This window comes from Halomonas sp. PGE1 (assembly GCF_013000985.1).
GTDB classification, from domain to species: domain Bacteria; phylum Pseudomonadota; class Gammaproteobacteria; order Pseudomonadales; family Halomonadaceae; genus Halomonas; species Halomonas alkalicola.
The window spans coordinates 2,478,244-2,502,303 of the sequence record NZ_CP053032.1; the positions used below are offsets into that span (position 1 = coordinate 2,478,244).

A 24,060-nucleotide genomic window follows, 5' to 3' on the forward strand; every position below is an offset into this window, starting at 1 on the left:
TCATCACTGCTGCTCGGCGGCCATCTCCGCGCGGGAGCGCTTGAGCGCGGACGCGCACTCCATGGCCACCATGATCGCTGCGATCAGCACCACGATATCCAGCACCAGCAGGAACATGTTGCCCTGCTGATAGAAGCTACGCAGCTGGATCAGCAGCGCCGCGATGGTCATCACCAGCAGGAAGCAGAGCGGCGCCAGGGTGTACCACATCGGGCGACGCAGGCGCACCAGCATCACGGTGATCACCAGCAGGGTCAGGCCCGCCAGCAGCTGGTTGGTGGTGCCGAACAGCGGCCAGATGATCAGGCCACCTGAGCCATCCGCACCGCCGGCACCGAAGGCCAGCAGCAGACAGCTGGCCACGGCCAGGAAGGTGGCGATGGCCGGCTTCTTCATCCACTGCTGATTATAGATCTCGCCCCACTCCTGGAAGATATAGCGCTGCAGGCGCAGGCCGGTATCCATGGTGGTGCCGGCGAACAGCGCCGCCATCACGGTGAGCAGGGTCGCCGCGGTGGCCTCGGGCAGGCCGATGCCGTTGTGGATGATGAAGGCACCGCCCTCGACGAAGGCATTCACGCCGCCCTGGCCGAAGGCGCTGTACATCGCCTGCCAGTCGCCGAAGGTGGCGAAGCCGGCGGTGGCGGCCAGGATCGCGGCCAGGGCCAGCATGCCCTCGCCCACGGCGCCGAAGTAGCCGACGAAGCGGGCATCGGTCTCGCGGTTGAGCTGCTTGGAGGTGGTACCGGAGGAGACCAGGCCGTGGAAGCCGGAGATGGCGCCACAGGCGATGGTCACGAAGAGCAGCGGCAACAGCGACGGCGTGCCGGCCGGTACGTTGGTATTGAACGCCGGGGCCACCAGGGTCGGGTTCATCAGCACGATGGCGCCGTAGAGGATGATCAGGCCGATGAAGAGCTGCAGGCCGTTGATGTAGTCGCGGGGCTGGAGCAGCACCCACACCGGCAGCAGCGAGGCGATGGCCGCATAGGCGAACAGGATGAGGATCCACACCGCGTTGCCGGAGAGGCCGGCCACCTCGGCGGGCATCTGGATCGGCACCGAGGGGCCGATGCCGATCAGCGCATAGAGCGCCACCACGCCGATGATGGAAACCATCGGCAGACTCAGTACGCGACGGTAGATCAGCTGGCCGATGATCAGCGCCACCAGGATGGCGCCCCACACCGGGACCACGGCGCTGGAGAAGTTCATCATCAGGCCCGCGATCACCACGGCGAACACCGCGTTGACCATCAGCAGCACCAGGAAGATGACGATCATGAAGATGCTGCGGGCGCGCTTGCCCACCACGTCGCCGGTCAGGGCGCCGACGGACTTGGCCTTGTTGCGCACGCTGGCCCAGATGGCACCGAAGTCATGCACCCCGGCGAAGAAGATGGTGCCGAACACCACCCACAGGAAGGCCGGCAGCCAGCCCCAGATCACGGCGATGGCGGGCCCCACGATGGGCGCGGCCCCGGCCACCGAGGTGAAGTGGTGGCCCCACAACACGAAGCGGTTGGTGGGCACGAAGTCGACACCGTCCTCGTACTCGTGGGCGGGTGTCTTGAAGTCGGGATCCAGTCGATAGATCTTCTCGGCAATGAACTTCGAGTACAGGAAGTACCCGGCAGCCATCGCGGCAAGACCCAGGACCAGAAGAACGATGGCACTCATGCGACTCTCCTAGCTGGAACGGTTGGGAAACCTGATGGGATCTAATGAGACTGCTGATACCTCTGTGGGCACCTAGCGGTCCAATGGTCTTACCTTGCCCATGGCAAGTCCATGACCCCACATGAATTAACCGCCAACTTGCGCCTAAAGTCGTAGGCGTAGCGCCCACTCGCTCTTCACTGCCAAACTCCATAGACTGTATGGACCCACAGCATCGACAGACGACGGCAACAAGAGAGTGACGGGATGATCATAGGCGTGACCGGCGGCATCGCCTCGGGCAAATCCACCGTGGCCCGGGCCTTCGAGGCCCTGGGCGTGCCCTGGGTGGACGCCGACGACGTGGCCCGCGAGGTGGTCGAGCCCGGCGAGCCGGCGCTTGCGGAGATCAGCGAGCGCTATGCTCATGAACAAGGGCCTGGGGTGCTCAACGACGACGGCACCCTGAACCGCCGGGCGCTCAGGGAGATCGTCTTCGCCGACCCCGCGGAGCGGCGCTGGCTGGAGTCCGTCACCCACCCGCGCATCCGTGCGCGGCTGGTCGAGCACCTGGCGCGCCTCGAGGCCTCAGGCGCCCCCTACGTGCTGCTGGTCTCGCCGCTGCTGTTCGAATCCGGCCAGAGCGAGATGGCCGATCGCTGCCTGGTGATCGACGTCCCAGAGGCGCTGCAGATCGAGCGCACCGCCGCCCGGGACGATGTCGACGAGGCCCAGGCCCGCGCCATCGTCGCCGCACAGATGCCCCGCGCCGAACGCCTGGCCCGCGCCGACGATGTGCTGGACAATGGCGGCAGCGAAGCCGAGATGCGCCGCCGGGTCGCCGAGCTGGACCGGCGGTATCGAGAGCTGACGAGCCAGCGACCCAAGACCTGTTAAAAGACTTTTAAAAGGTCTACAATGCTGGCAGTTGAAGCATAAGGAGTGATTCACATGCCCCATACCATCCTGGCTAACACCACCGCCAGCATCTCCGAACTCAAGAAGAATCCGATGGCTACCGTCGCTGCGGGCGAGGGCTTCCCGGTTGCCGTGCTCAACCGGAATGAACCCGCTTTCTACTGCATCCCGGCCGCTGCCTATGAGGAGCTGCTTGAGAAACTCGAGGATGCTGAGCTTAACCGCATAGCCGATGAGCGCAGCCAGCAACCTGAAATTGCGGTGAGTCTGGATGACCTATGAGTTACGCTTCCGCAAGGAGGCGCTAAAAGAGTGGCGAAAGCTGGACGGAAGTGTTCGCGCTCAGTTCAAAAAGAAGTTGACCGCCATACTGGATTCACCCTCAATTCCGGCGGCCCGCCTGCATGGCAACCGCGACAGATACAAGATCAAGCTTCGCAGTGCTGGTTACCGCCTCGTCTACGAGGTAAGAAACAATGAACTGGTTGTCGTCGTAATTGCCATCGGCAAGCGCGAGCGTAATGACGTCTACATGAAAGCCGATAAACGACACTGACCCACAGGAGCCCCATGAGCAACAGCCAACGCCCTCTGGAAGTCGCCTGCCCCCAGTGCCGCAAGAAGGTCGTGTGGAGCGAGAAAAACACCTACCGCCCCTTCTGCAGCGAGCGCTGCCGCCTGCTGGATCTTGGCGCCTGGGCGGACGGCAGCCACCGCATTGCCGGCGAGCCCGCCATGGACGAGACCGAGATCGACGAGATGATCCTGCGCGCCGAGCGTGGACTGCAGGAGCGGGAGGGTTGAAATGAGGACCACCTATGACGAAGCAGACGATATCCTGGTGCTCCACCTGGCCGACAAGCCGATCGTGAAGGAGGCCTCCCAGGACTGGAACACCCATATCAGCTACGCCGAGGATGGCTCCATTGTAGAAGTCGTGATTCTGGAGGCATCCAAACAGGGTGCCTGGCCTCTGCTGAAGAGCGCTGCAGCGTGATTTCACGTTGAGCACCATGCCACGCCCCGCGTACCGCCTGCTGGCCGAACTGGAGGCTGCCTTCGACGCCCTGCTCGAGGCTGCCGAGGCGGTGTCGGCCGCCTATCGCTACCGCCCCGGCGCCTGCTGGATCTTTGGCGAGCCGGAAACGGTAAGCGCCGAGCGCGCCGAGACCTGGCTGCGGCACGCCCTGCTAGACGTGTGGTACCAGGATGGCCAGGATGGCCGCGCCACTCGCAGCCATATCGGGCTGGTAGCCGCCGATGAGACCCTGATGGACGCGGTGGCACGCACCAACGCCGCCAAGGCCGACTTCGCCGCCCTGCTCGCCCGCATCAAGGAGTGCGAACCCGAGCTGATTCCCGAGGCGAAGGCGGTGCTGCCCTTCCGCCACCCAGAGCTGCATGACCATCTGCGCGGCCAGGGCCTGGCCCGGGTGCACCTCAAGCAGTGCTGGCGAGCGATCCCCGTGGCCGAGGCGCCGCTGACCCGGGTGCGGCTGGCCTGGTACGCGAGCGGGCGCTCCATCAAGCGCCTGACGGTGCAGGAGGCCGAGCAGAAGCTGATGAGGCTCGACACGGAGGCCGCCCACGTGCGCATCCAGCTGCGCAAGCTCGCCGGCATCCCGAGCGCCGAGCCGCTGGCCCAGGTACAGCGCCAGGCCCCGATGATGCGCGCCAACCTCTTCTATCGAGAGCCCCTCGATGATGGCCGCACCCGCCGCGCCATGAACGTCGCCCTGCCGCTCTTCGTGCCCAGCCCCGACGGCCGCCTGCCCGACCACAACCTCCCCCCGCTCGCGCCGCCCGAACAGCGCACCCGCGCCAGAAGACGCGACGAGAAACTCGAGGACGAGCCCTTCCTGCCCAGCCTGCGGGTCTATCGCTACCGATAGGAGACCGGCTCTGCCGAGCGAATGGCTGGATAGCCACCGCTTCAAGTTACTGGTGGGAGCTGGGCTCCGCCCGGCGAATGGCGCCGCAGGCGCCCAGCGGTGTCGCCATCCGTCTACTTGCACCGCAGAGCGTGGTTCTTTAACTAAACTCACCCATCAATCAAAATACATTTAGTTAAAGAGCGCCAAGCGCTAGCCAGCGACCAAAGAAGCCACACATCCAAGCCACAGGTAGGAGACCGCCTCTGCCGAGCGAATGGCTGTATTGCCAGCGCTTCAAGTTACTGGTGGGAGCTGGGCTCCGCCCGGCGAATGGCGCCGCAGGCGCCCAGCGGTGCCGCCATCCGCCTATTCGCCCCGCAGAGCGTGGCTCCCACCAGAAGCAACGGCCTCGGTGGCTTGAGAGTCAGGATGGCCCGGCTCCTCGGAAGGGTCCTGCAGCCGCGGCATCGCAGCCACGCGCAGATCGATGTAGCGCAAAAGGCCAAGCTGCACGCCCAGGATGGCGAAGCACCACATAAGCCCCTTGATCATGGCGGATTCCTCTGTGAGGCCGGCGGCCTCGTCAAGGTCATGATAGGTCTATCGCGGCGGAAAAAGTAGATAGCAGCCTAATAGAATTTCTCCATCAGGCCTGAGGAAGCTATAGCCTCTCCTCCACCCGCTCGAGGATCTGCCGGCTTACCCGCCCCACCAGGGGTCTCGCCGCCTTGTTGACGGCCTTCTCCACCAGCTTGTTGCGCAGCACATAGGTGAGCGTAAGCGCCACTTCGGTGCCCTCCTTCACCGGCGTGAGGCGATAGCAGCCCTGGTTCTCCACCCCATCCAGCGACTCCCAGGCCAGCACCTCCGGCGCGCGCGACTCGGTCACCGCCACGTCGAAATGCCAGTCGCGCCCCACCGCTCGCACGTGCCAGCGGTAGCGATCTCCCCCCAGCGGCTCGATGGCGTGGATCAGGTCAGAATAGTCGGCGAAGTCCTCCACCCGCTCCAGCAGGGCGAAGACCCGCTCCGGTGGCGCCTTGAGGATCGCGCTGTGTTCGATGGTGGCCATGGGGGTCAGTTACCACTTGAGAAGATCATTGAGACTCGCTCAGCAACCATGTCGCCAAGCGCTGCCTGAGAAACTGGAGGCGCGAATCGGTAACAGATCCCAGTTGGCCAAGCAGCAGCGCTCCATCCAGGACCGCCAGCCGAGACAACCGGAAAACGCTGGCCACCTTTAGGCCCGACTCCGAGAACTCGTCGTCCTCCGGACCCACTACCCAGTCAAGTTCTGACTCAGCCTGGTGCAGGCGAGATGACACCATGCAGACGAGCCAGTCATCCTGATCGTTGTCGATGCGCCGGAGTAATAACACTGGGCGCTTCTTGGCGTTCTGGAGGTTCGTATACGGAAAAGGCATGAGCGCAATCTGACCGGCACGCTTCATTGCCACCTTTCCCTCAGATCATCCTCCGAGTAAAGGTCGGGCTCGGCCTCCGCATCGCTCATGGCCTGCTCGATGCTCATGGCACGGAACTGCTGTTCGGACCAGTCGAGTTGTTCCGCCTCAGCGGGCTCGGTCTGGCCGTAGCGCTGTTCCAGGAAGGTAACGAAGTCCATCACCTCCTGCTGGCGAACTTCCGGCAGACGGCTCACCTTAGTAATGAGTTCTTCAAGCTGCATAGTCACTTACCTCCCAGTGCTTGCCACCTCAAGAGCATTGCGCCCAGCATAGCAAATCGGGCATGCAAGCGCCTCTGGCGCCATGTCACAGCCTACACCGCACGGCACCGCCCTCCAGCGCAATGGCAGCTCATGCTGGGACAGGCCGCTCCTTATGGCCCCCTGCCCCCCGACACGTTAAAATCCGCGCTTTCCGCGTTTCCAAGCAAAGGTCTTCTGCATGTCCACACCCAAGGTCGGTTTCGTCTCGCTCGGCTGCCCCAAGGCGCTGGTGGATTCCGAACGGATCCTCACCCAGCTGCGCACCGAGGGCTACGAGATCACCCCGAGCTACGACGACGCCGACGTGGTGGTGGTCAACACCTGCGGCTTCATCGACAGCGCCAAGGCGGAATCGCTCGACGCCATCGGCGAGGCGATCGCCGAGAACGGCCGGGTGATCGTCACCGGCTGCATGGGCGTGGAGGAAGGCGCGATCCGCGACGTGCACCCCAGCGTGCTGGCGGTGACCGGCCCCCAGCAGTACGAGCAGGTGGTCGGCGCCGTCCACGAGGTGGTGCCGCCCCGCCAGGACCACGACCCGCGCATCGACCTGGTACCGGCCCAGGGCGTCAAGCTCACCCCGCGCCACTACGCCTACCTGAAGATCTCCGAGGGCTGCAACCACAGCTGCAGCTTCTGCATCATCCCCTCCATGCGCGGCAAGCTGGTCAGCCGTCCGGTGGGCGAGGTGCTGAGCGAGGCCGAAGGGCTGAAGCGCGCCGGTGTCAAGGAGCTGCTGGTGATCTCCCAGGACACCAGCGCCTACGGGGTCGATCTCAAGTACCGCACCGGCTTCTGGAACGGCCGCCCGGTGAAGACCCGCATGACCGAGCTGTGCGAGGCGCTCTCCGAGCTCGGCATCTGGGTACGCCTGCACTACGTCTACCCCTACCCCCACGTAGACGAGCTGATCCCGCTGATGGCCGAAGGCAAGCTCCTGCCCTACCTGGATATCCCCTTCCAACACGCCAGCCCGAGGGTGCTCAAGGCGATGAAGCGCCCCGCCTTCGAGGACAGGACCCTCGAGCGCATCAAGCGCTGGCGGGAGATCTGCCCGGAGCTCACCATCCGCTCTACCTTTATCGTCGGCTTCCCCGGCGAGACCGAGGAGGACTTCCAGACCCTGCTCGACTGGCTCACCGAGGCCCAGCTCGACCGCGTCGGCTGCTTCCAGTACTCCCCGGTCGACGGCGCCCCCGCCAACGACATGGATCTCGAGCCGGTGCCGGACGACGTCAAGCAGGAGCGCTGGGAGCGCTTCATGGCCCACCAGCAGCAGATCTCCGCCGCCCGCCTGCAGGCCAAGATCGGCCGCGAGATCGAGGTGCTGGTCGACGAGATCACCGACGAAGGCCCCATCGGCCGCAGCCACGCCGACGCCCCGGAGATCGACGGCATGGTGTTCCTCGAGACCGACCTTGAGCTCAGCCCAGGCCAGGTGGTGCGGGCGCGGGTGACCCATGCCGACGAGTATGACCTCTGGGCCGAGGTGGTTAACGCCTGAGCGTAGCGGATTCATGACCTTCGATCACGAACTCGACAGTAGAGAAATGGTACCGATGGTTGACGCCGATCTTCCCGAGATTCCTGCAGAGCTCGAAATCAGCATCGACGCCTTCCTGGAGGCGTCATTACGGCACATCCTCCAGTACGAGAGTGCCGACGCCTACTTCGCAGCGCTAGACGAAATCACCCGACGCAGCGGCGTTACCGAATGGTTCGACCCGCAGATGCCCTTCTGGCCGATCGCGCACACCCTCTGGGACAACGCGCCGTTGCCCTCGCGGGGCTTCCGGCCGGACCCGCTTCCCGAGCCGAAACGCAACGACCCTTGCCCCTGCGGCTCGGGCAAGAAGTTCAAGCGCTGCTGCCAACCGCTGCGGCAGGAACTCCCCCTGGGCCTCGACGACGAGCTGCCGGTGCTGCGGATCGCCGCGTCACTCTTCACCGCCAAGCAGCGCAAGGAAGCCGCCAGCAAGGCACCGCCCAGGCTGCGGCTGGTGCTTGCCGAGTTGGAACTGGATGACAACCACCCCGGCAAGGCGCGCACCCAGCTGTTGAAACTGCTCAAGCAGGGCGTCCTGGAGGCCGACCTTCAGGCCCAGGCCGTCCATCTGCTGGGCGACGCCTATAACGCCCTCGGCCATCAATCGGCCGGCGAGAAGGCCATGAGCGACCTGCTCCCCAGCCTTAAGCCGCCGGCCGCCGCCGAGGCGCTCTACTGGCTGACGGGCCAGGCGCTGCTGGATGGCCGCCCCGCCGACGCCATGGCGTTGCTCCACCAGGCCGAGACGCTGGACCCGGACAACCTGTCCAACGGCCTCTTCAAGGTGGTCTGCCTGCGCGATATCGGCGCCGATGCCGAGGCCCAGCGTACCGCCCAGGAGTGGCTGCCGGTTGCCCGGGAGCTGGGACTCGAGGATGCCATCGCCTTCTTCGAGGAGCAGGCCAGCCTGGCCACCCTGCCGGACGACATCCCGGATGACGAGGATGAGCCCGAAGCGTTCGCCGACGACGCCCCGGAAGACGACCGCCTGATGGCCCTGTTCGGCGCGCCGGATGAGCTGCTGAGGCCGATTGCCGGCCTGCTGAAGAGCGCACTCCGCCAGCCGCTCTACCCGGTCACATTCGAGCCGGGCCCGCCCGGCCCCGACGGCGATGGAGCCCAGTGGGTGCTGATGCTGCCACCCGAGGTCGAGCAGGCCCAGGCGGCTCTCTACCAGACTGGCAATCCACAGAACCCGCTGGACCCCGAGCTGATTCGCCAGCAACCGGCGCTGCTGCAGAGCCCCGACTTCCTACAGCAGCTCGATGCCTTTGCCGGCGCTGCCTTCAGCACCGCTCACGAGCAGTTCAACAAGGCGCTGCAGCGGCAGCAGGAGCGAGTGATTGCCCATATCCTGGACGCCCTGCCCGAGGGCGGCCAACTGCCCTGGGCATGGCTGGAACATCGCCCCCTGCTCAGGCTGATGATGCAGCACGCCCTCGACCAGGAGGACCAGGGCGCCGCCATTCGCGGCCTCTCGCAGCTGCTGGCCCTCTGCCCGAATGACAACCTTGGCGCGCGCGCCCCACTGGTCAACGCCCTGCTGCGCGATGGGCAGGATGAAGCGGCGCTGGCCATCTGTGAGCGGTTCCCAGACGACGCACTGGCAGAGACCCGCTATGGCCGAGTGCTGGCCCTGGTGCGACTCAACCGCCTGCATGACGCCGAAAAGGCCCTCTCCCAGGCCTATCGGGCGCTACCCAAGGTGCTCAACTACCTGATCGCCAGCAAACGCAAGCCGCCGAAGCTCGACCCCCAGCGCATGACCATCGGTGGCCCCGATCAGGCGTGGTATTACCGCCAGGAGATGCGCGACCTCTTCCAGGCCACCCCGGGTGCCCTTGGCTGGATGGACAGCATCAAGAAGCGGCTCAGGTAACTCTGCTATCCTTGACGACGCGTGCCCCTACCGGAGGTTGCCTTGACCCTCACTCGCAAGAAGCTGCCCATTGGCATCCAGACCTTCGCCGATATCATCGAGGGCGGCTACTACTACGTCGACAAGACACCCCACATCCATCGCCTGGTGGAAGAAGGCAAGTACTACTTTCTGTCGCGGCCGCGGCGCTTCGGCAAGAGCCTGCTGGTGGACACCCTGCGCTGCCTCTTCGAGGGCCGCGAAGCCCTGTTTAACGGTCTGTACATCCACGACAAGTGGGACTGGCGAGTTCAACACCCTGTCATCCGCCTGAGCTTTGCCGATGGCGTCATCGGCAGCCGTGAGGCCCTGGACCAGCACATCAACGAGCTGCTGCAGGCCGAAGCCACACGCCATGCCGTCGCCTTCGACAACATCTCCATTGCCGGCAGGTTTCGCGAGCTGATCCACAAGGCCCACCAACAGCATGGCCAGCGCGTCGTGATCCTGGTGGATGAGTACGACAAGCCGATCCTCGACAACCTGCTCACGCCCGAGCGCGCCCGCGAGCTGCGCGAGGGGCTCAAGAACCTCTACAGCGTGCTCAAGGATGCCGACCCGCACCTGGCCTTCGTGCTGCTCACCGGCGTCTCCAAGTTCAGCAAGGTCAGCCTCTTTTCCGGGCTAAACAACCTCAATGACATCACCCTGGATGCGCCCTTAGCCACGATCTGCGGCTACACCGACGAAGACATCGACAGCGTCTTCGCCCCAGAGCTTCAGGCGCTCGATCGCAACGAAATACGAGCCTGGTACAACGGCTACCGGTGGGGTGGACATGAGGCCCCCTCCGTCTACAATCCCTTCGATGTCCTGTTACTATTTCAGAAGCGCCTTTTCGGCGCCTACTGGTTCGAGAGCGCCACGCCGACCTTCCTGGTCGAGGTGCTCAAGCAGCGCGGTGTCTTTACCCCAGCGCTAACGGCCTGGCATAGCCGACCGGCACTGCTGAGCCGGTTCGACGTCGATGACATCGCCACCGAGGCGCTGCTGTTCCAGACCGGCTACCTGACCATCAAGGCCATACGCGAGGAAATCCCAAACCGCCCGATCTATGCACTGGGGTTTCCCAACCAGGAGGTAGAGGCCAGCCTCAACGAAGCGCTGTTGCCGGTACTGGGCATCAACAACGACAGCCTCGACGAGTTGATGGTGCGGCTGCCTAGCCTGCTGAAAACCGCCGACCTGCCAGGCCTGGAATCCCACCTCAAGGCGCTCTTCGCCGGCCTGCCCCACGACTGGTATCGAAACAACCCGATTGCGAAGTATGAGGGGCATTACGCCAGCGTCTTCTACAGCCACTTCGCCGCCCTGGGCCTGCGAGTCACCGTGGAAGACGCCAGCCACCACGGCAAGGTCGACATGACCGTCGATTTTGCCGGCCACCTCTATCTGTTCGAGTTCAAGGTGGTGGAGCAGCTCCCCGAAGCCCGCGCGTTACAGCAGATCAAGGACAGGGGCTATGCCGACAAGTACCGCGGCCAGGGCAAGGTGATACATCTGATCGGGGTGGAATTTTCAAGCGACAAGCGCCAGATCGTGGGTTTCGAGGTAGAGACGGCCGCAGGGTGATCAGATACCCCCACGGGTACAACAGGGGGAAGACCGGTAGAGCGACGCTTCGACGATAGGCCGTGCCACCAGCGCCGGAGACTAGCCACGAATACTGGCCCCTAAAGCGGGAGCCCGGCTCCACCGGCCGATTGACGCCGAAGGCGCCCCGGCAATACTTACCAGAGCGGGTAGATAAACACAGAGGCCACATGAAAAAAACACTGATAGTTGCCACCAGCCGCCTCATCAAGCTGGTGGCCAACATCACCAAGGTGATCAGTTATCCCTTTCACTGGGTACTGCCGAAAAAGCGATTCACCCTCCCGGAACAGGCCGCACCGCTGCTCAAGGGCGGGAAGCCTAGCCCCATCCCTCGTATCGTCTGGCAGACGAACTTCACCAACCGAGTGACCCTTCCGGTTTACTTGAACTATCTGTTCAACCGGATAATGGCACCGGGCTTCGAGTACCGCTTCATGATCACCGAGGCGCGCCGGAAGTTCATCGCCGAGCACTACCCGGAGATACTCCCCCACTACGAGCGCCTGCAGATCGGCGCCGCCCAGGCTGACCTCTGGCGCCTGCTGGTCCTTCACAAATTCGGCGGTGTCTATCTGGATATCGATGCCCACCAGATCTGGCCGCTCTCTTGCATAGTTGGCACCGAGCGCGAGGAACTCTACGTGACCACACGAAAAGGGGAGCTGAGCAACTACTTCATCGCCAGCGCGGCGGACAATCCCAACCTGGCCAGGCTGATCGAGCGGGTGGTGGAGAACATCCAAGAGAATAAACTGACCAACGTGTTTGACATCACCGGTCCGGGAGTTTTTATCGAGCAACTCGACTTGAATGCAGTGGATACCGTCTCATACCGGTACGCAGTCAATCAGGGGAGCTTTACCAACGAGCACTTTCAGTACGTCGACAAGCCTGCAGGAAAGTGGACACGCGAACAGAAAATCACTAGTGTTCTCCGGAATATTACCAGCTCCAAGCGAGGCTCCTGATGGCCCATCGTATCTTGATAGTAGTACGGCGCATGGGTATGGGAGGCGTTGAGCAGGCTACCGTCACACTGGCCAATGCCATGGCGGCCGAGGGGCATCAAGTGGAGTTGTTGGTCCTTAAGGGCGAACCCCTGTTGACCCCGGATGATGCTGTCACGGTACACCGTCGAGATCTGGACAGGGAGGCTCGCCGCACGCCAGCTGGCCTATTCCTGTACATGATGGGCCGGACCTTGCTCAGACTTCTGTTCAGAGGCAGTGGCTTCGCATGGCATGGCCCAGCAATTGCCCGTCGCCTAGATAATTTCGTGGCGGGCCAGGAAAAAGGCGCCTCACCCTACGACCTGATCCTAGTGCGCGGCCAAGGAGCTTACGAGTTACTGTGGGATGCTGACGATCCACGAATTTGGCAAATGGTTGAGTCAGTTACGGGACATCATAAGGGCCGACGCCGAGAGACCTCCCGCCAAACTCGCAGGCTCTATGCCAAAAAGAAGGTTGTCTGCGTCTCGGAGGGTATTCGCCACGGGCTTGAGGAGCACCTTGAGCAAGCAGGCATTACGGCCGCCGAAATTCGCGTCATTCACAATGCTGTGCCGCTAGATAGGGTTCGCCAACTCAGTCAGGCGTCCATCGAAGGACTGCCGGACAAACCCTATCTCGTTCACGTCGCCCGATTGGTACCCGAGAAGAATCAGGCGCTACTGATCGATGCCTTCGCCGAAGCCAGAGCCAAGGGACTCGACCTCCCCCTCGTCATCGTCGGCGATGGATCTGAACGACCCAGACTTGAGCAACAAGCTCAAGCCCTGGGTGTTGCCGATCATGTGCTTTTCGTCGGCCAACAAGCCAACCCTTACCCCTGGATGGCCAGGGCCTCAGCGTTGGTACTCAGCTCACGATTCGAAGCTTTGGGCCTAGTACTGATAGAAGCACTTGCTCTCGGCACCCAGTGCGTAGCGACCGATGCTCCCGGAGGTATCCGCGAGGTGTTAATTGAAGAGCAGGCCCGCCTGATCACCGATCAAGATCCCGAAAGCCTCGCCTCAGCCATGCTCGCCGCCGTCAGTAACCCTATCCTGGTAAAACCGGATTGGGCCGAACGCTTCTCAGAAGCCTACATCCTTCCGCAATTCCTTAAGCTTGCCGACTGAAGTTTTGCGTTAGCCCTCAGCACTGGATGTTGCGCTCTAACCAAAAGCACGCTCAATTTCTTAGCAAGGATCTGCAATGCCGAAATGGAACAAGCTCCTCGGGCGCGTCGTTCTTGAGCGTTGGTATGACTACAGCCCTGATCAATGGAGTCCCGATACCATTCGCAAGGCTGTGATCTTTACCCCCAAAGCCATTGGCGACGGCATGGGCATTTACCCTGTTATCCGCGCCCTTCAGTCCCGCCGGCTAGACTGGCTAGGAATTGTCGCCTCGGAGAAGAGCGCTCCAATCTTCGAGGCGCTCAAGGAAGAAGGCGTCGAGCTCCTGACCGTGAAACATGATCGTGACTATTCGGCCGTGAAGCAGCTGGCCCGGAATCTACGATCCCAGCACGGCCATATCGATCTATGCGTGGATGCCACGGCCACCGCATCATCCCCCGCGATCTACTTTGTCGGCACCCTGAAAGCCCGCATGAACTTACAGGTCAGCGGGTCCCGCATGCGGGCATACGCCCCCCTCGGCGAACACGTCCGAGCCAACTGGGAAAACATACCAACCGTGCAAAGCTGGGCTTGTCTGATGAAAGAAGCTGATATAGGCGAGGTGCCCGGCAGGTTCGAGCTACCTATTCCTGTACACGTGGACGACAGTGTCAAGATTTGGGCTGACTCCGTTGGCAACTACTTGTTATTCAACCTCGACGGCAGTGCCGATGAGCGACGCATCTCCTTGGACAAGGCCCGTGAGCTATTGCCTGCTGCACACGAAATAACCGGTGTACCTATCGTTCTCCCCTACGACCCTCAAGGTGCTGAAAAAGCCAAGCAGCTAGCAAATGAATTTCCATTCGTTAGTATTTTCCCTGAAGGCAGCTCAGTCTTAATTTCGGCAGCCTTGGTCAAGCACGCAGCATTCGTTTTTTCACCCGACACCGCCATAGTACATATTGCCAGCGCATATAATCGACCAACTATTGGCGTCTATTTGACAGATAACAAGATCTGGCATCCACAGGCCCAAGTCAAGGAAGTGATTCAAGCCGTTGGTCAAGTAGAACAGCCGCTTACCCAAAAGCTTATCAGTGAAAAACTGCTCTCACTCAAGCAACAGCTAAACTTTCTTTCATCATGAACAATACAGGCCTTTCACAAACATTCGCCGGCAAAAAAATCACACCATCAAGCGAGATAGCGGCGCAGAATCTCCATTTCTTTCTCAGTCGAAAAAAGCTCTCGACACATCATGATATTACTGAGCGGCCGTGGCTCCCTCGCCTCCCAAACCCGGCAGACCTCATCGGCCAATGCTCGGACATCACGATGAGCCACAATATGAAATTTTAGCCCTAAGCCACGCAACTCTGGAAAGACGGTATTATCGTAGCTGAAGCAATGCATGCCTGATGCCAATGCCTCTATGAAGGCATTACCAAAGCCTTCACCATGGCTAGGATAGAGAAAACCATGGAAGTCACCGAAGCAGCGATAGGGACGCTCCACATGGCCGACAAAAGTCACCGCTTTGCCAAGCCCTAGCTCTGCGACTTGCGCCTCTAGCGAGGATTGCTCTTCGCCACGCCCAAAAAAAGACAGTGTGGCAGGCACTCCACGCTCATGAAGCAGCTTGAGCACCTGAAGCGCATCATGCTGCCCCTTACCTGCCACCAACCGCCCCACATGCACAAGGCGAAGCTCTTCATCTGCTCGTTCGAGACATCGACCTTCCGGTAGATAGGCCAGCTTATCGCCCAGCCCCACATAGTCGACGAAAACTTCAGCGCGCCCCACCGGAAATAGCGCCTGGACATTGCGCTTTAAATGCTGACTAATACACCAATGCGCTGTAACTCGAGACCAAGTAAGCCGTCGAACCAAGTCCTTTTTTGACGAGCTCTTAGTGGTACCATGCCGAACAATAAAACGCTGGACTGGCGCATTGATACTAAAATGAATCGTGCGAATTTCAGAAGATCCGAGGAAGATCACATTGCGAACATCATGAGCCTTCCATAGTGATTTAAGCACCTTGATAGCAGCCATACTGAAGTTATTTCGAAATGAAATAGCCTCACATGGGATCTGATTATCTAGTGCATAGCGCTCCAACCAGCTACCTTTCCTCACGACCAGCAGACACGTCCCCAGCTGGTCCTCTATTTTTGATGCCATGTAAGCCGCATCATATTCCATGCCGCCATCGCCAGGAGAGAAGCACAGCACCGCTGTATTACCCACTGCGGTTTTAGACATCTTCATGATCAGTAATGCCCCTCTCTGCGACTATTCGGCCTGCCAGCTTCTTTCGCTGCAACATTTCACCCGTTGCAGAGTCCACTTGACGCTCCGGGTGATAGAGGTGAAAGAGGCACGCACGCCCCCGGGCAGCTCGGGAACGCAGACCGTAAGCCTGAAGCCGCCACTCCAAGTCGGACTCTTCGCAACCATAGCCCTCGAAATCACGATCGAAGCCATTTACGGCGAGCATATCACTTCTCCAGATGCCAATATTGGCACCGAGAAGCCCCCATGGCTTGCGGCTCCAGAGCTCTGCTAGCCAAGCCGGGGGGTGTATAGCATTCTCAGCACGCTTCAATCCGTCGCGTAGTGATTCTCGCAACAAGAAAAAGAAACTATCCAACCGCTCACCAGACACCTCACCAGCCAGGAGCTGTTTAGTAAGCGAAACCTTCATATCTACTCTGCGCCCAGCCACATAGTAGCCAGGCCTAGCCCACGCACGATGATCGGCAATAAAATGGGGCGAAGGGATGCAGTCGTTATCGGTAAGGATGAGGTAATCAGCATCAGAACTGGAGATCGCCCGATTTACAATCAATGCTTTACGAAATCCACGGTCTTCCTGCCAAAGATGGCGCATCCTCAAGCCTTTTTGCTGGTACTCCAATACCAACTGTGCCACTGATGGTCCAGAGCCGTCGTCAGCCACGCACAGGGAAAAATCTGAATCTTGCTGGCGAAGATAGCCCTCAAAAACCATCCGCATGGCAGAGACATTATTATAGGCCGCCATAATGACTTCAATTCTCATTCCTACCTCGCCGCAACAGCCTGAAAACACCTTGCCCCGTTTCTGCTTGCCAGCGCCAGATATGAGTTACCAGCCCACCCATCACCATGTTGAAAAGGAAGCTACCGGTCCAAAATGACAGATAGGACTCAAACTGATTAGCCAGCACAAAAAAAATGAAGAATCCGGCTCCAAACATGGCAATATCACTCGGCATCAATCCCGCTCGCCAAGCCCTCCAGGTACCTATGCCAACCCAAGCCCCAAGCACGATCATCACACCAAGACCCAACACGCCATAGGCTACCAGAACCTCTAGTGTAGTATTGTGTAGGTGACCATACTGGCGTGTTCGGTCAGGAAGCCATTCCGTATTCCGCACAACCAAGCTGCGCGCATCATCCCCCCAACCCACCATCGGCCGCTCGGCGAGCCATACCACAGCGGCACGCCATGAGTGCACACGGTTCCCTACACTGCTATAGGGTATTTGGTCGAATTCACCCTTTAGGGTATGCGAAATGATACCGCTTTCCTGTGCCAACCGGCGCTCAACGGTATCGCGGAAACTTACACCAGCAAGCAAGCCTACTACCACTACGGTCGCTAGGCCGATTATCAGGCCGCGCACTGCATACCGGCTACGACGATGTGCTGCCAACCAAAATAATACCGCCAAGGCCATGCAAGTCATTGCCACCAGCAAACTTAACCAGACACCACGGGTCTGAGTCATAACGATCACCATCAAACTGACCACCATGACACTCAACCAGCCCAAGCGTCGAGTCCACGCCCACCTCCCCGAACGCCAACAACGCGCAGCGAAACTCACGCCCGCCAACATTGTTGCTCCGAAGAACATCGCCGGATGCTGGGCATTCATTACACCAAAGTCGGGCCGAAATCGCGGGTTATCGAAAGCCTGACGCCAGTGAGCAATGCCATACTCACCCACCGAGACCACCAGCATCAGCCCCAGAAGTGCGAGGCCCCAGAACATCAGGGTATGGCGTGTGCTGCCACCCAGCCACCAGGCGAGGCCAATAAACAGGAACCACTTGGCCATTCGATCGAGGCGTGGATTCGAGCCCACCCACTCCGGATGCTGCCACGCCATCATTGACCAGCTCAGCAGCTGCACGAGAACCGCCGCGAGCAATAGCCATAACGGGGCTGTGCTCCGGATACCTCTTCCCCAGACCAATACCGCCACCAAACCGGTCAAGGCCACCAGGGTTCCTGCCGACTCGCCGACCTTCGGCACAAGAAGGCGCAAGGAGGCATATATCAATACCCCGGCAAGACCTACCCACCAGAGCACAAGAGGCGAGTGCCAGGGGGACGGCCGCGACCAAGCATCGATTGGGTGCCACATAAAACCATCCTCAAAAACGACAAAAAGCGCCTTTGGGCGCTTCTGCAATATTACCACGACTTTTACGTGTTGCCTGCATTATGCCGCTCGGTGAACCGTCCCCGCCTTCTCGCCCCCCCCCTACTCATTCAAGAGAGGGCAGGATCGAGGAGCGTCACGGCGCGGTGCGCCCCTTTACCGAGGCCTCCAGTGCCGCAACTAGCGATTCGACCGAGAGATAAGGGAGCGTCTCGGAAACAATGGCCAGGTCCACGCCCTCATGCTTCAGAGCAAACAGCAGATGCGAGAGGAGATCGTCATCGGCAGGCGCTCGCTCCGGCGGCACGGCCAGCTCCTCCTCGAGCCGCGTCAGGCGCGTCACCGGCCGGACGCGCGCCGGGCACCTCGGCGGCAGGACGCCCAGCGCTAGGTGCCCATGAAGGTGCGCATAACCAACGTTTCTCATCTTCATGCTCGGGAAGCGAGGTATTTCGTTCACTTCAGCAGGAAAATCTTCAGCCAACAACCAGAGAGGGATTTTTCTTAACCCATCTCACTATATTGCCGGGGCAAAGAGAAGCGCCAGGTCCTCCTCGTCGAACAGCGGGCCGTCGCTCTTGTGCTCGGCACCGCCCTCGAGGATCGAGGCCGCGAGATCGGCCTTGCGCGCCTGCAGGTCGAGGATGCGCTCTTCCACGGTGCCGGCGCATACCAGCTTGTAGACGAACACCGGGTTCTGCTGGCCCATGCGGTGGGCGCGGCCGGTGGCCTGGGCCTCCACCGCCGGGTTCCACCAGGGGTCGTAGTGGATCACGGTGTCCGCGGCGGTGAGGTTGAGCCCGGTGCCGCCGGCCTTGAGGCTGATCAGAAACACCGGGATCTCGCCCTGCTGAAACAGCGCCACCCTCTGCGTGCGGGTCTTGCCCGGCGTCTCGCCGGTCAGGGTGGTGAAGGGGATGCCGTCCTTCTCCAGGACCTCACCGATCAGCGTGAGCATCTCGGTGAACTGGGAGAAGATCAGGATACGCCTCCCCTCCTCCACCAATGGCCCCACCAGTTCGCGCAGTTGCTCCAGCTTGGCCGAGCGCTTCGTCTTGCGCACGCTCTCCAGCTTGACCAGCCGCGGGTCGCAGCACACCTGGCGCAGCTTGAGCAGCGCATCGAGCATCACGATGCCTGAACCGGCCAGGCCGCGCTCGGCCACCGCCTGCTGCACTCGCTGGTGCTGGGCCAGGCGCAGGCTCTCGTAGAGCTCGCGCTGGGCGCCGCCCAGGGTGACCTCGCGACGGGTCTCGGTCTTCTCCGGCAGCTCGGCGAGCACCTGCTGCTTGGTCCGGCGCAGCATCAGCGGGGCGATGCGCCGGGAGAGCCGGTGGCGCAGTTCGACGTCGCCCTCTTTCTCGATGGGGGTGCGGAAGCGCTGGCCGAACCACTGCTGGCTGCCCAAAGCACCGGGAGCCACGGCGTCGAGCTGGGCCCACAGCTCACCGAGGTGGTTCTCCAGTGGCGTGCCGGTCATGGCGATGGCGCGGGCCACATTGAGCTCGCGCACCGCCCGCGCGGTCTGGCTGGCGGCGTTCTTGATCGCCTGGGCCTCGTCCAGCACCAGCAGGCCGAAGTCGTGCTCGCGCAGGCGCTCGAGATCGCGGATCAGCAACGCATAGGTGGTCACCGCGAGGTCGGCACTGGGAAGCGCCTCCTCGAACTGGCGCTCGCGCTGAGCCTTACCCCCCTGCAGGGCGACGACATTGAGCTCGGGGGCGAAGCGTTCAGCCTCGGCGCACCAGTTGCCCACCAGGCTGGTGGGCGCCACCACCAGGATCGGACGGGTCAGCGCCCCGCGGGCGCGCTCATCGAGCACATGAGCCAATACCTGGACGGTCTTGCCCAGGCCCATGTCGTCGGCCAGGATGCCGCCGGTGCCCAGCTCGGAGAGAAAGCGCATCCAGGCGATGCCGCGGGCCTGGTAGTCACGCAGCTCGCCAACTAAGCCCGGCGGTGCCGGCAGGCTGGCCGGCAACTCACGCAGGCGCCGAGCCAGCGCAGTCACGTCTTCTCGCCCCGCCCAGCGCTCATGCTCGGCCAGGGGCGCCACCTTCTCGGCGGCGGTGAGCGGCAGGCGCACCGCCGCCTCGGGGTCGCTCTCATCATTCAACCAGTCGAGGATGGGTGCCATCAGCGAGCGCAGGCGCGAGAGCGGCATCACCAGACGGCGATTCTCCGGCAGAAGCAGCGTCCAGCTGGCGTCCTCTGATTCATCAGCGGCCGGCTCCAGCGGGAAGCCGGGATCCCGAAGCAGGCGGCGCAGGATCGGCAGCAGGTTGAGGCGTTCGCCCTCCACTTCGATATCCAGCGCCAGGTCGAACCAGCCGTTGCCGGCCGGCTCCAGCTCACCGTACCAGTCTTCCGGCTCCAGGTATGTCGGCTCCTCGGGGAAGTCGTCACTGAAGTGAACCAGGCAACCGGCCTGCCGCAGCCGGGCGATCATCTCCCACCAGTCATCGGGGCCGGCCAGGTGGGTCGACCATTCAGCGGCTGTTGCCGGCGGCTCGCCCTCCAGGGGCAGCAGCAGCGCCCACCCGGGAAGATCGACATGAGCGGGTACCGCCTCGATCTGCTGCAGACGCTCCAGGGTGATCATGCCGGGCGGCAGCGAACGCACCAGCACACGCTCCGCCTCAGGATCGCGCATCACGGTGAGGCACTGCCCGTGGCGGAAGACCTGGACGCTTTCACCCTCCTCCGGCGGTACGTCGATGCCGTCGTAGTCGAAGCCGACCAAGGCGGCGCCCACCTCGATCCAGTGCGGCACCATGGCGCCATCGCGATAGCTCAGCTGGCCAGTGGCGATTTGCATGGTGACCTTGAGGCGTGGCGTCACCCCCCGCAGAGTACGCTCTTCCACCGCCTGGGGCACCGGCAACCGCTGGGACAACCCCGGCTCCTGATGCAGGCGCTCGGTAAGCCATCCACTCATCGCCGGGGGCAGCGGCGGGGCTCGGCGAAGGCGCACCAGCAGCTCGGGGTCACCCTCCAGGCGCCCAAAGCGACCACGACTTTCATCGAGATAGCAGAGTTCGGCGCCGGCCCGCACGATCACGGCCTCATCCGAGACCACGTCTGCCGGATCGGTGGCCGCGCGGAGGTGCTGATTGCCGTCGGCGTCGGGCTCCCAGGCCAGGGTCAGCCGACAGGCCGGACCCAAGTCAAGCATGGCGCCGGTCTGCTTGGGATAAAAGAGCAAAGGCGGCGTGTCGCTCTTTAGCAGCGACCAGAGTGCGCGCGCCTGGAAAGCGTGGATGATCGGACTCCACAACTGCTCGTATCCCACACTGGAGAACTGGCGGCGCTGCTCGCCAAGCATCAACAACTCCAAGGCCTCCTCCTGATCGAGCGAGAGCGCTTGTGGCGGTCTTGGAGTAAAGCCGCCGCCATGACGCACCATGATGGGGCGAGGCTTTACCCAGCCGTTTCCCTGTGCACGCCGTTTGGTCGGCCGAACCCAGACTGGCGATACTTGGAGGGTGGGCGAACGCGGGTTCGCGTCGATCTCCAGGAACAGCGCCAGGCGGTAGTCTTCCTCCAGCGTTTCGGCGTAGCGCCTTCCCTCAGGGGGCGACTGGAGCTCGGCCAGCCACGACTCCCAGCGTTGCTCCAGCAGTGACGTCTCGTCCCGGTGAGGAATGCCATCGACCTCTACGTCGTCGATGAAGCTCTGGATCACCGCCACCGCATGCTTGCACTGACGACCCACGGGGCAGCTGCAGTCACTGACCACGCCCATGCCGTGGTTATCGGGGTTCACAGCCAGTCTGGTGAGGTAGCGACTGCGCCCACTGCCATCCACCTGGGCCCTAAGCACCAGCATCGCGCCCTCATGCTCGAGGCGCATGCCCTTTCGTACCCGGCCCTGCCGCGCATAGGCCAGTCCGCGACTCAAGGAGCCCGCATCGAAGCTGCGCTGCCACTGGATATCTTGCAAGGCGTGGTAAAGCGTCAAGGCGGGAGCGATGGGATGGGTGTCAAACACACTAGCTCCTCAAGGCGTGAAGGCAGGGAACGTATTGGAGCGAATTGACGGGGTCTCTGCAACCCGGGCACGCGCCCGCTCACCGGGCATCGGCGTACCACTCGGCCTCGCATGCCATGCTCCCCTTCATCGCCACGTACCATTCTCGCTCGCCGGACTCGCAGGAGGATGCCTTGTCCATCGCTGGTAAGAAACGACTGCCCATCGGAATACAGATCTTCTCCGAGATCATGGAAGGGGAATATGACTGCATCGGTCGACCAGGTTGTCTTCCAGCGCCGCGATCGCGCTGCTGCTGTCGAGGGCTTCACGCAGCAACAGAGCAGCGCTGTCACTGGTGGTGCGGTGGCCGCTCGACTCGACACGGACAGAGTCGTTGCACGAGGGGCGGCCTCATGAATAAGCCGGGATGAACATGTCACGCGTTGGTGCATGGCTAGGCTAGGCTGGCTCCGAGCCTCTCTGCCTGCGCCAGTACGCCCGTGAAGATCGGTTCGCAGGTCGATGAGGGAAACTCCGGGGGCAAGCGACCAGCCAGGTCTTCTACGATGCCCTCCGCGCGCGCAGCAATGTCTTGCATCAGCTCACGCACGCGCTCCTGGGGAAAGCCGACCTGCGCTGCCGAAGAGAAGAAGTGTCGTGGCCGGTAGTTGTCAAGGAATCTGTCGCCTCTGAGGTCATTCAGGCCACCTGTTTTTCCGGTTCGGCGACGGTGACCTGGAGCTCCCGCTCCGGGTTGAGTGACACGGTACCGATCGGCGTCCAGTTGCGGGTCTTGCCGCTCCATCGCGCAGGGTTGGCGTCACGCGCCGCCTGATTGATGACGTGGCGCTTGGCCAGCACCTCCTTATCTTCGCCCGCATGGCGCTGTGCCGGTGTCACCAAGCGAATGCCGCTGTGCCGGTGCTCGTGGTTGTACCACTGCACGAAGCCAGCCACCCACTCGCGGGCGTTGTCGAGCGTGGCGAACCCGTCAGTGGGGTAGCAGGGGCGGTACTTGCAGGTGCGGAACAGCGCCTCTGAGTAGGGATTGTCGTTGCTGACCCGCGGTCGGCTGAAGGATGGCGTGATGCCGAGCTCGTGAAGCTTCTCCAGCAGCGTCGCACCCTTGAACGGGCTGCCGTTGTCCGCGTGAAGCACCAGCGGCTGGTCAATGATCCGCTCGGCCAGCACGGCCCGCTCCAGTACGGTGCGGGAGTTGTAGGCCGACTCGGCCAGGAACACCTCCCAACTGGTGATCTTGCGGCTGAAGATGTCGACCATCATGACCAGGTAGTAGTGCTGTCCCTTGATCGGGCCGCCCAGCCACGTGCAATCCCACGACCACACCTGATTCGGCGCAGTGGCCTGGTAGGTCGTGGGCTTGGCGCGGCGTTGAGGTGGCTTGGCACGGCCCCGATGCACCATTTCGTGGTGCTTGCGCATCACGCGGTAGAACGACGAGGATGAGGCCAAGTAGCGCTGCTCCTCGTCGAACAGGCGCACCACGATCTGCTCTGGCGGCAGGCTGGCGTACTCGGGGCGGTGGCACACGTCGAGGATCTCCTGTTCTTCGGCCGGTGTTAGCGCGTTAGCCGGCACCGGCCGGCCGACCAAAGGGCGCTGGTCCTCGTGCAGCTCGCCGCCGCGCGTCCAGCGCTGGTACGTCCTGGCGGTGATGCCCAGCTCTCGGCAGGCGGCCTCCAGGCGGGCCCCCTGGGCCCTGGCCTCTTCGATCAGCGCGATGGCGCGTTGGCGATCTGGGGTGCTGATCATGCGTCCTCGTCCCCCCAGATCGCCCTCGCCTTTTTTCTGAGGGCCAGTAACGCTGCGGTCTCCGCCAGGGCCTCGTTCTTGCGGGCGAGCTCCTTTTCCAGCGCCTTGATGCGCTTGCGCTGTTGCTTGGCCTCGTCGGCTTCACGCTGGCGTTCCGAGTGCGAGAGGCTGGCGGCTTGCTCGCAGTCATGCCGCCACCGCCCCAGCTGTTCGGGGAAGATGCCCCGACGGCGGCAGTATTCCGCGGTCTCCTGAGCATTCATCGAGGCGGTTTCAAGCACGGCGTTGAACTTGTCCTTGGACGACCAGCCATCGGTGCCTTTGCCCAGCGCGTCCGGCAGGCAACGTCCCTCGGCGCGGGCTTGCTTGCGCCAGGTGTAGACGGTGCCCAGCGAGATCCCTTCCTGCTCCGCGATCACCTGCGGGGAGAGGTTGTGGGGAGGCAGCAGCTTGGTGACCACGGCTTGCCGGCGCTCCTCTGAGTAACGAGGCATGAGTGTCTCCTTTCGCCCCCTGATCGGTTTA

The 24,060-nt window shown here is 62.2% G+C and carries 23 protein-coding genes; 12 read left to right on the forward strand and 11 right to left on the reverse strand.

Annotated features, from left to right (window positions below):
• Window positions 1-3 precede the first annotated feature (3 nt).
• Window positions 4-1,680 (reverse strand): carbon starvation CstA family protein, encoded by a 1,677-nt coding sequence (locus HIR79_RS11690; RefSeq protein ID WP_169958495.1) that lies wholly within the window; start codon window positions 1,678-1,680, stop codon window positions 4-6.
• 246 nt (window positions 1,681-1,926) lie between these two features.
• Between HIR79_RS11690 and coaE the strand changes: the two genes are divergently transcribed.
• Genes coaE through HIR79_RS11720 form a run of 6 tightly spaced genes read left to right on the forward strand, consistent with a single transcriptional unit; the run spans window position 1,927 to window position 4,469 of the window.
• Window positions 1,927-2,556, forward strand: a complete 630-nt coding sequence (gene coaE, locus HIR79_RS11695; protein ID WP_169958496.1) for a dephospho-CoA kinase — start codon at window positions 1,927-1,929, stop codon at window positions 2,554-2,556.
• 54 nt (window positions 2,557-2,610) lie between these two features.
• On the forward strand, window positions 2,611-2,859 hold the full coding sequence (locus HIR79_RS11700) for a type II toxin-antitoxin system Phd/YefM family antitoxin (protein ID WP_110070304.1): 249 nt from the start codon (window positions 2,611-2,613) through the stop codon (window positions 2,857-2,859).
• Window positions 2,849-3,133, forward strand: a complete 285-nt coding sequence (locus tag HIR79_RS11705; protein WP_110070305.1) for a type II toxin-antitoxin system RelE family toxin — start codon at window positions 2,849-2,851, stop codon at window positions 3,131-3,133. Before HIR79_RS11700 ends, HIR79_RS11705 begins: the two co-directional genes overlap by 11 nt.
• A 14-nt stretch (window positions 3,134-3,147) precedes the next feature.
• Window positions 3,148-3,381, forward strand: a complete 234-nt coding sequence (yacG, locus tag HIR79_RS11710; RefSeq protein WP_169958497.1) for a DNA gyrase inhibitor YacG — start codon at window positions 3,148-3,150, stop codon at window positions 3,379-3,381.
• 1 nt (window position 3,382) lies between these two features.
• Entirely contained in the window at window positions 3,383-3,574 is a 192-nt protein-coding gene (locus HIR79_RS11715; RefSeq protein ID WP_110070307.1) for a DUF2283 domain-containing protein, read from the forward strand.
• A 16-nt stretch (window positions 3,575-3,590) separates the two neighbouring features.
• Complete coding sequence (locus HIR79_RS11720) at window positions 3,591-4,469, forward strand: DNA replication terminus site-binding protein (protein WP_169958498.1); 879 nt, start codon at window positions 3,591-3,593, stop codon at window positions 4,467-4,469.
• 348 nt (window positions 4,470-4,817) lie between these two features.
• Here HIR79_RS11720 and HIR79_RS11725 read toward each other — a convergent pair whose 3' ends face one another.
• The 4 genes from HIR79_RS11725 to HIR79_RS11740 all read right to left on the reverse strand — a co-directional run bounded on the left by HIR79_RS11725 (window position 4,818) and on the right by HIR79_RS11740 (window position 6,138).
• Window positions 4,818-5,003: a hypothetical protein gene (locus HIR79_RS11725; RefSeq protein WP_110070309.1), complete on the reverse strand. Its 186-nt coding sequence runs from the start codon at window positions 5,001-5,003 to the stop codon at window positions 4,818-4,820.
• Window positions 5,004-5,112: 109 nt separating this feature from the next.
• On the reverse strand, window positions 5,113-5,523 hold the full coding sequence (locus HIR79_RS11730; protein WP_169958499.1) for an SRPBCC family protein: 411 nt from the start codon (window positions 5,521-5,523) through the stop codon (window positions 5,113-5,115).
• Window positions 5,524-5,548: 25 nt separating this feature from the next.
• The gene (locus HIR79_RS11735; RefSeq protein WP_169958500.1) at window positions 5,549-5,902 is read right to left on the reverse strand and encodes a type II toxin-antitoxin system PemK/MazF family toxin; all 354 of its coding nucleotides are present in this window, start codon (window positions 5,900-5,902) and stop codon (window positions 5,549-5,551) included.
• Window positions 5,899-6,138 carry a DUF2281 domain-containing protein gene (locus HIR79_RS11740; protein WP_169958501.1) on the reverse strand — a complete coding sequence of 80 codons (240 nt, stop codon included), beginning with the start codon at window positions 6,136-6,138 and terminating at the stop codon, window positions 5,899-5,901. Before HIR79_RS11740 ends, HIR79_RS11735 begins: the two co-directional genes overlap by 4 nt.
• Before the next feature lie 220 nt (window positions 6,139-6,358).
• On the opposite strand from HIR79_RS11740, the gene rimO reads away from it, so the two are divergent.
• From rimO to HIR79_RS11770, 6 genes are all read left to right on the forward strand, one after another.
• Entirely contained in the window at window positions 6,359-7,684 is a 1,326-nt protein-coding gene (gene rimO, locus HIR79_RS11745) for a 30S ribosomal protein S12 methylthiotransferase RimO (protein ID WP_169958502.1), read from the forward strand.
• A gap of 55 nt (window positions 7,685-7,739) precedes the next feature.
• On the forward strand, window positions 7,740-9,605 hold the full coding sequence (locus tag HIR79_RS11750) for an SEC-C metal-binding domain-containing protein (RefSeq protein ID WP_211620714.1): 1,866 nt from the start codon (window positions 7,740-7,742) through the stop codon (window positions 9,603-9,605).
• Between the two features lie 42 nt (window positions 9,606-9,647).
• Window positions 9,648-11,216: a PD-(D/E)XK nuclease domain-containing ATP-binding protein gene (locus HIR79_RS11755; protein WP_169958504.1), complete on the forward strand. Its 1,569-nt coding sequence runs from the start codon at window positions 9,648-9,650 to the stop codon at window positions 11,214-11,216.
• A gap of 191 nt (window positions 11,217-11,407) precedes the next feature.
• Window positions 11,408-12,208 carry a glycosyltransferase family 32 protein gene (locus HIR79_RS11760; protein ID WP_169958505.1) on the forward strand — a complete coding sequence of 267 codons (801 nt, stop codon included), beginning with the start codon at window positions 11,408-11,410 and terminating at the stop codon, window positions 12,206-12,208.
• Complete coding sequence (locus HIR79_RS11765) at window positions 12,208-13,362, forward strand: glycosyltransferase (RefSeq protein WP_169958506.1); 1,155 nt, start codon at window positions 12,208-12,210, stop codon at window positions 13,360-13,362. Before HIR79_RS11760 ends, HIR79_RS11765 begins: the two co-directional genes overlap by 1 nt.
• Window positions 13,363-13,438: 76 nt before the next feature.
• On the forward strand, window positions 13,439-14,497 hold the full coding sequence (locus HIR79_RS11770; RefSeq protein ID WP_169958507.1) for a glycosyltransferase family 9 protein: 1,059 nt from the start codon (window positions 13,439-13,441) through the stop codon (window positions 14,495-14,497).
• 47 nt (window positions 14,498-14,544) lie between these two features.
• Here HIR79_RS11770 and HIR79_RS11775 read toward each other — a convergent pair whose 3' ends face one another.
• The 6 genes from HIR79_RS11775 to HIR79_RS11800 all read right to left on the reverse strand — a co-directional run bounded on the left by HIR79_RS11775 (window position 14,545) and on the right by HIR79_RS11800 (window position 24,029).
• Window positions 14,545-15,615, reverse strand: coding sequence for a glycosyltransferase family 4 protein (locus tag HIR79_RS11775; protein ID WP_169958508.1), 1,071 nt, complete (start codon window positions 15,613-15,615; stop codon window positions 14,545-14,547).
• Window positions 15,608-16,414, reverse strand: coding sequence for a glycosyltransferase (locus tag HIR79_RS11780; protein WP_169958509.1), 807 nt, complete (start codon window positions 16,412-16,414; stop codon window positions 15,608-15,610). Before HIR79_RS11780 ends, HIR79_RS11775 begins: the two co-directional genes overlap by 8 nt.
• Window positions 16,404-17,627 carry an O-antigen ligase family protein gene (locus HIR79_RS11785; protein ID WP_169958510.1) on the reverse strand — a complete coding sequence of 408 codons (1,224 nt, stop codon included), beginning with the start codon at window positions 17,625-17,627 and terminating at the stop codon, window positions 16,404-16,406. The genes HIR79_RS11780 and HIR79_RS11785 overlap by 11 nt, the downstream gene beginning before the upstream one ends.
• A gap of 298 nt (window positions 17,628-17,925) precedes the next feature.
• Window positions 17,926-18,132 carry a hypothetical protein gene (locus tag HIR79_RS11790; protein WP_169958511.1) on the reverse strand — a complete coding sequence of 69 codons (207 nt, stop codon included), beginning with the start codon at window positions 18,130-18,132 and terminating at the stop codon, window positions 17,926-17,928.
• A 174-nt stretch (window positions 18,133-18,306) separates the two neighbouring features.
• Window positions 18,307-21,780, reverse strand: a complete 3,474-nt coding sequence (locus tag HIR79_RS11795) for a DEAD/DEAH box helicase (protein ID WP_169958512.1) — start codon at window positions 21,778-21,780, stop codon at window positions 18,307-18,309.
• 681 nt (window positions 21,781-22,461) lie between these two features.
• A protein-coding gene (locus tag HIR79_RS11800; RefSeq protein WP_249322131.1) for an IS3 family transposase occupies window positions 22,462-24,029 on the reverse strand; the annotation gives its coding sequence in 2 pieces (ribosomal slippage) (window positions 22,462-23,564 and window positions 23,564-24,029; 1,569 coding nt in all).
• Between the last annotated feature and the right edge of the window lie 31 nt (window positions 24,030-24,060).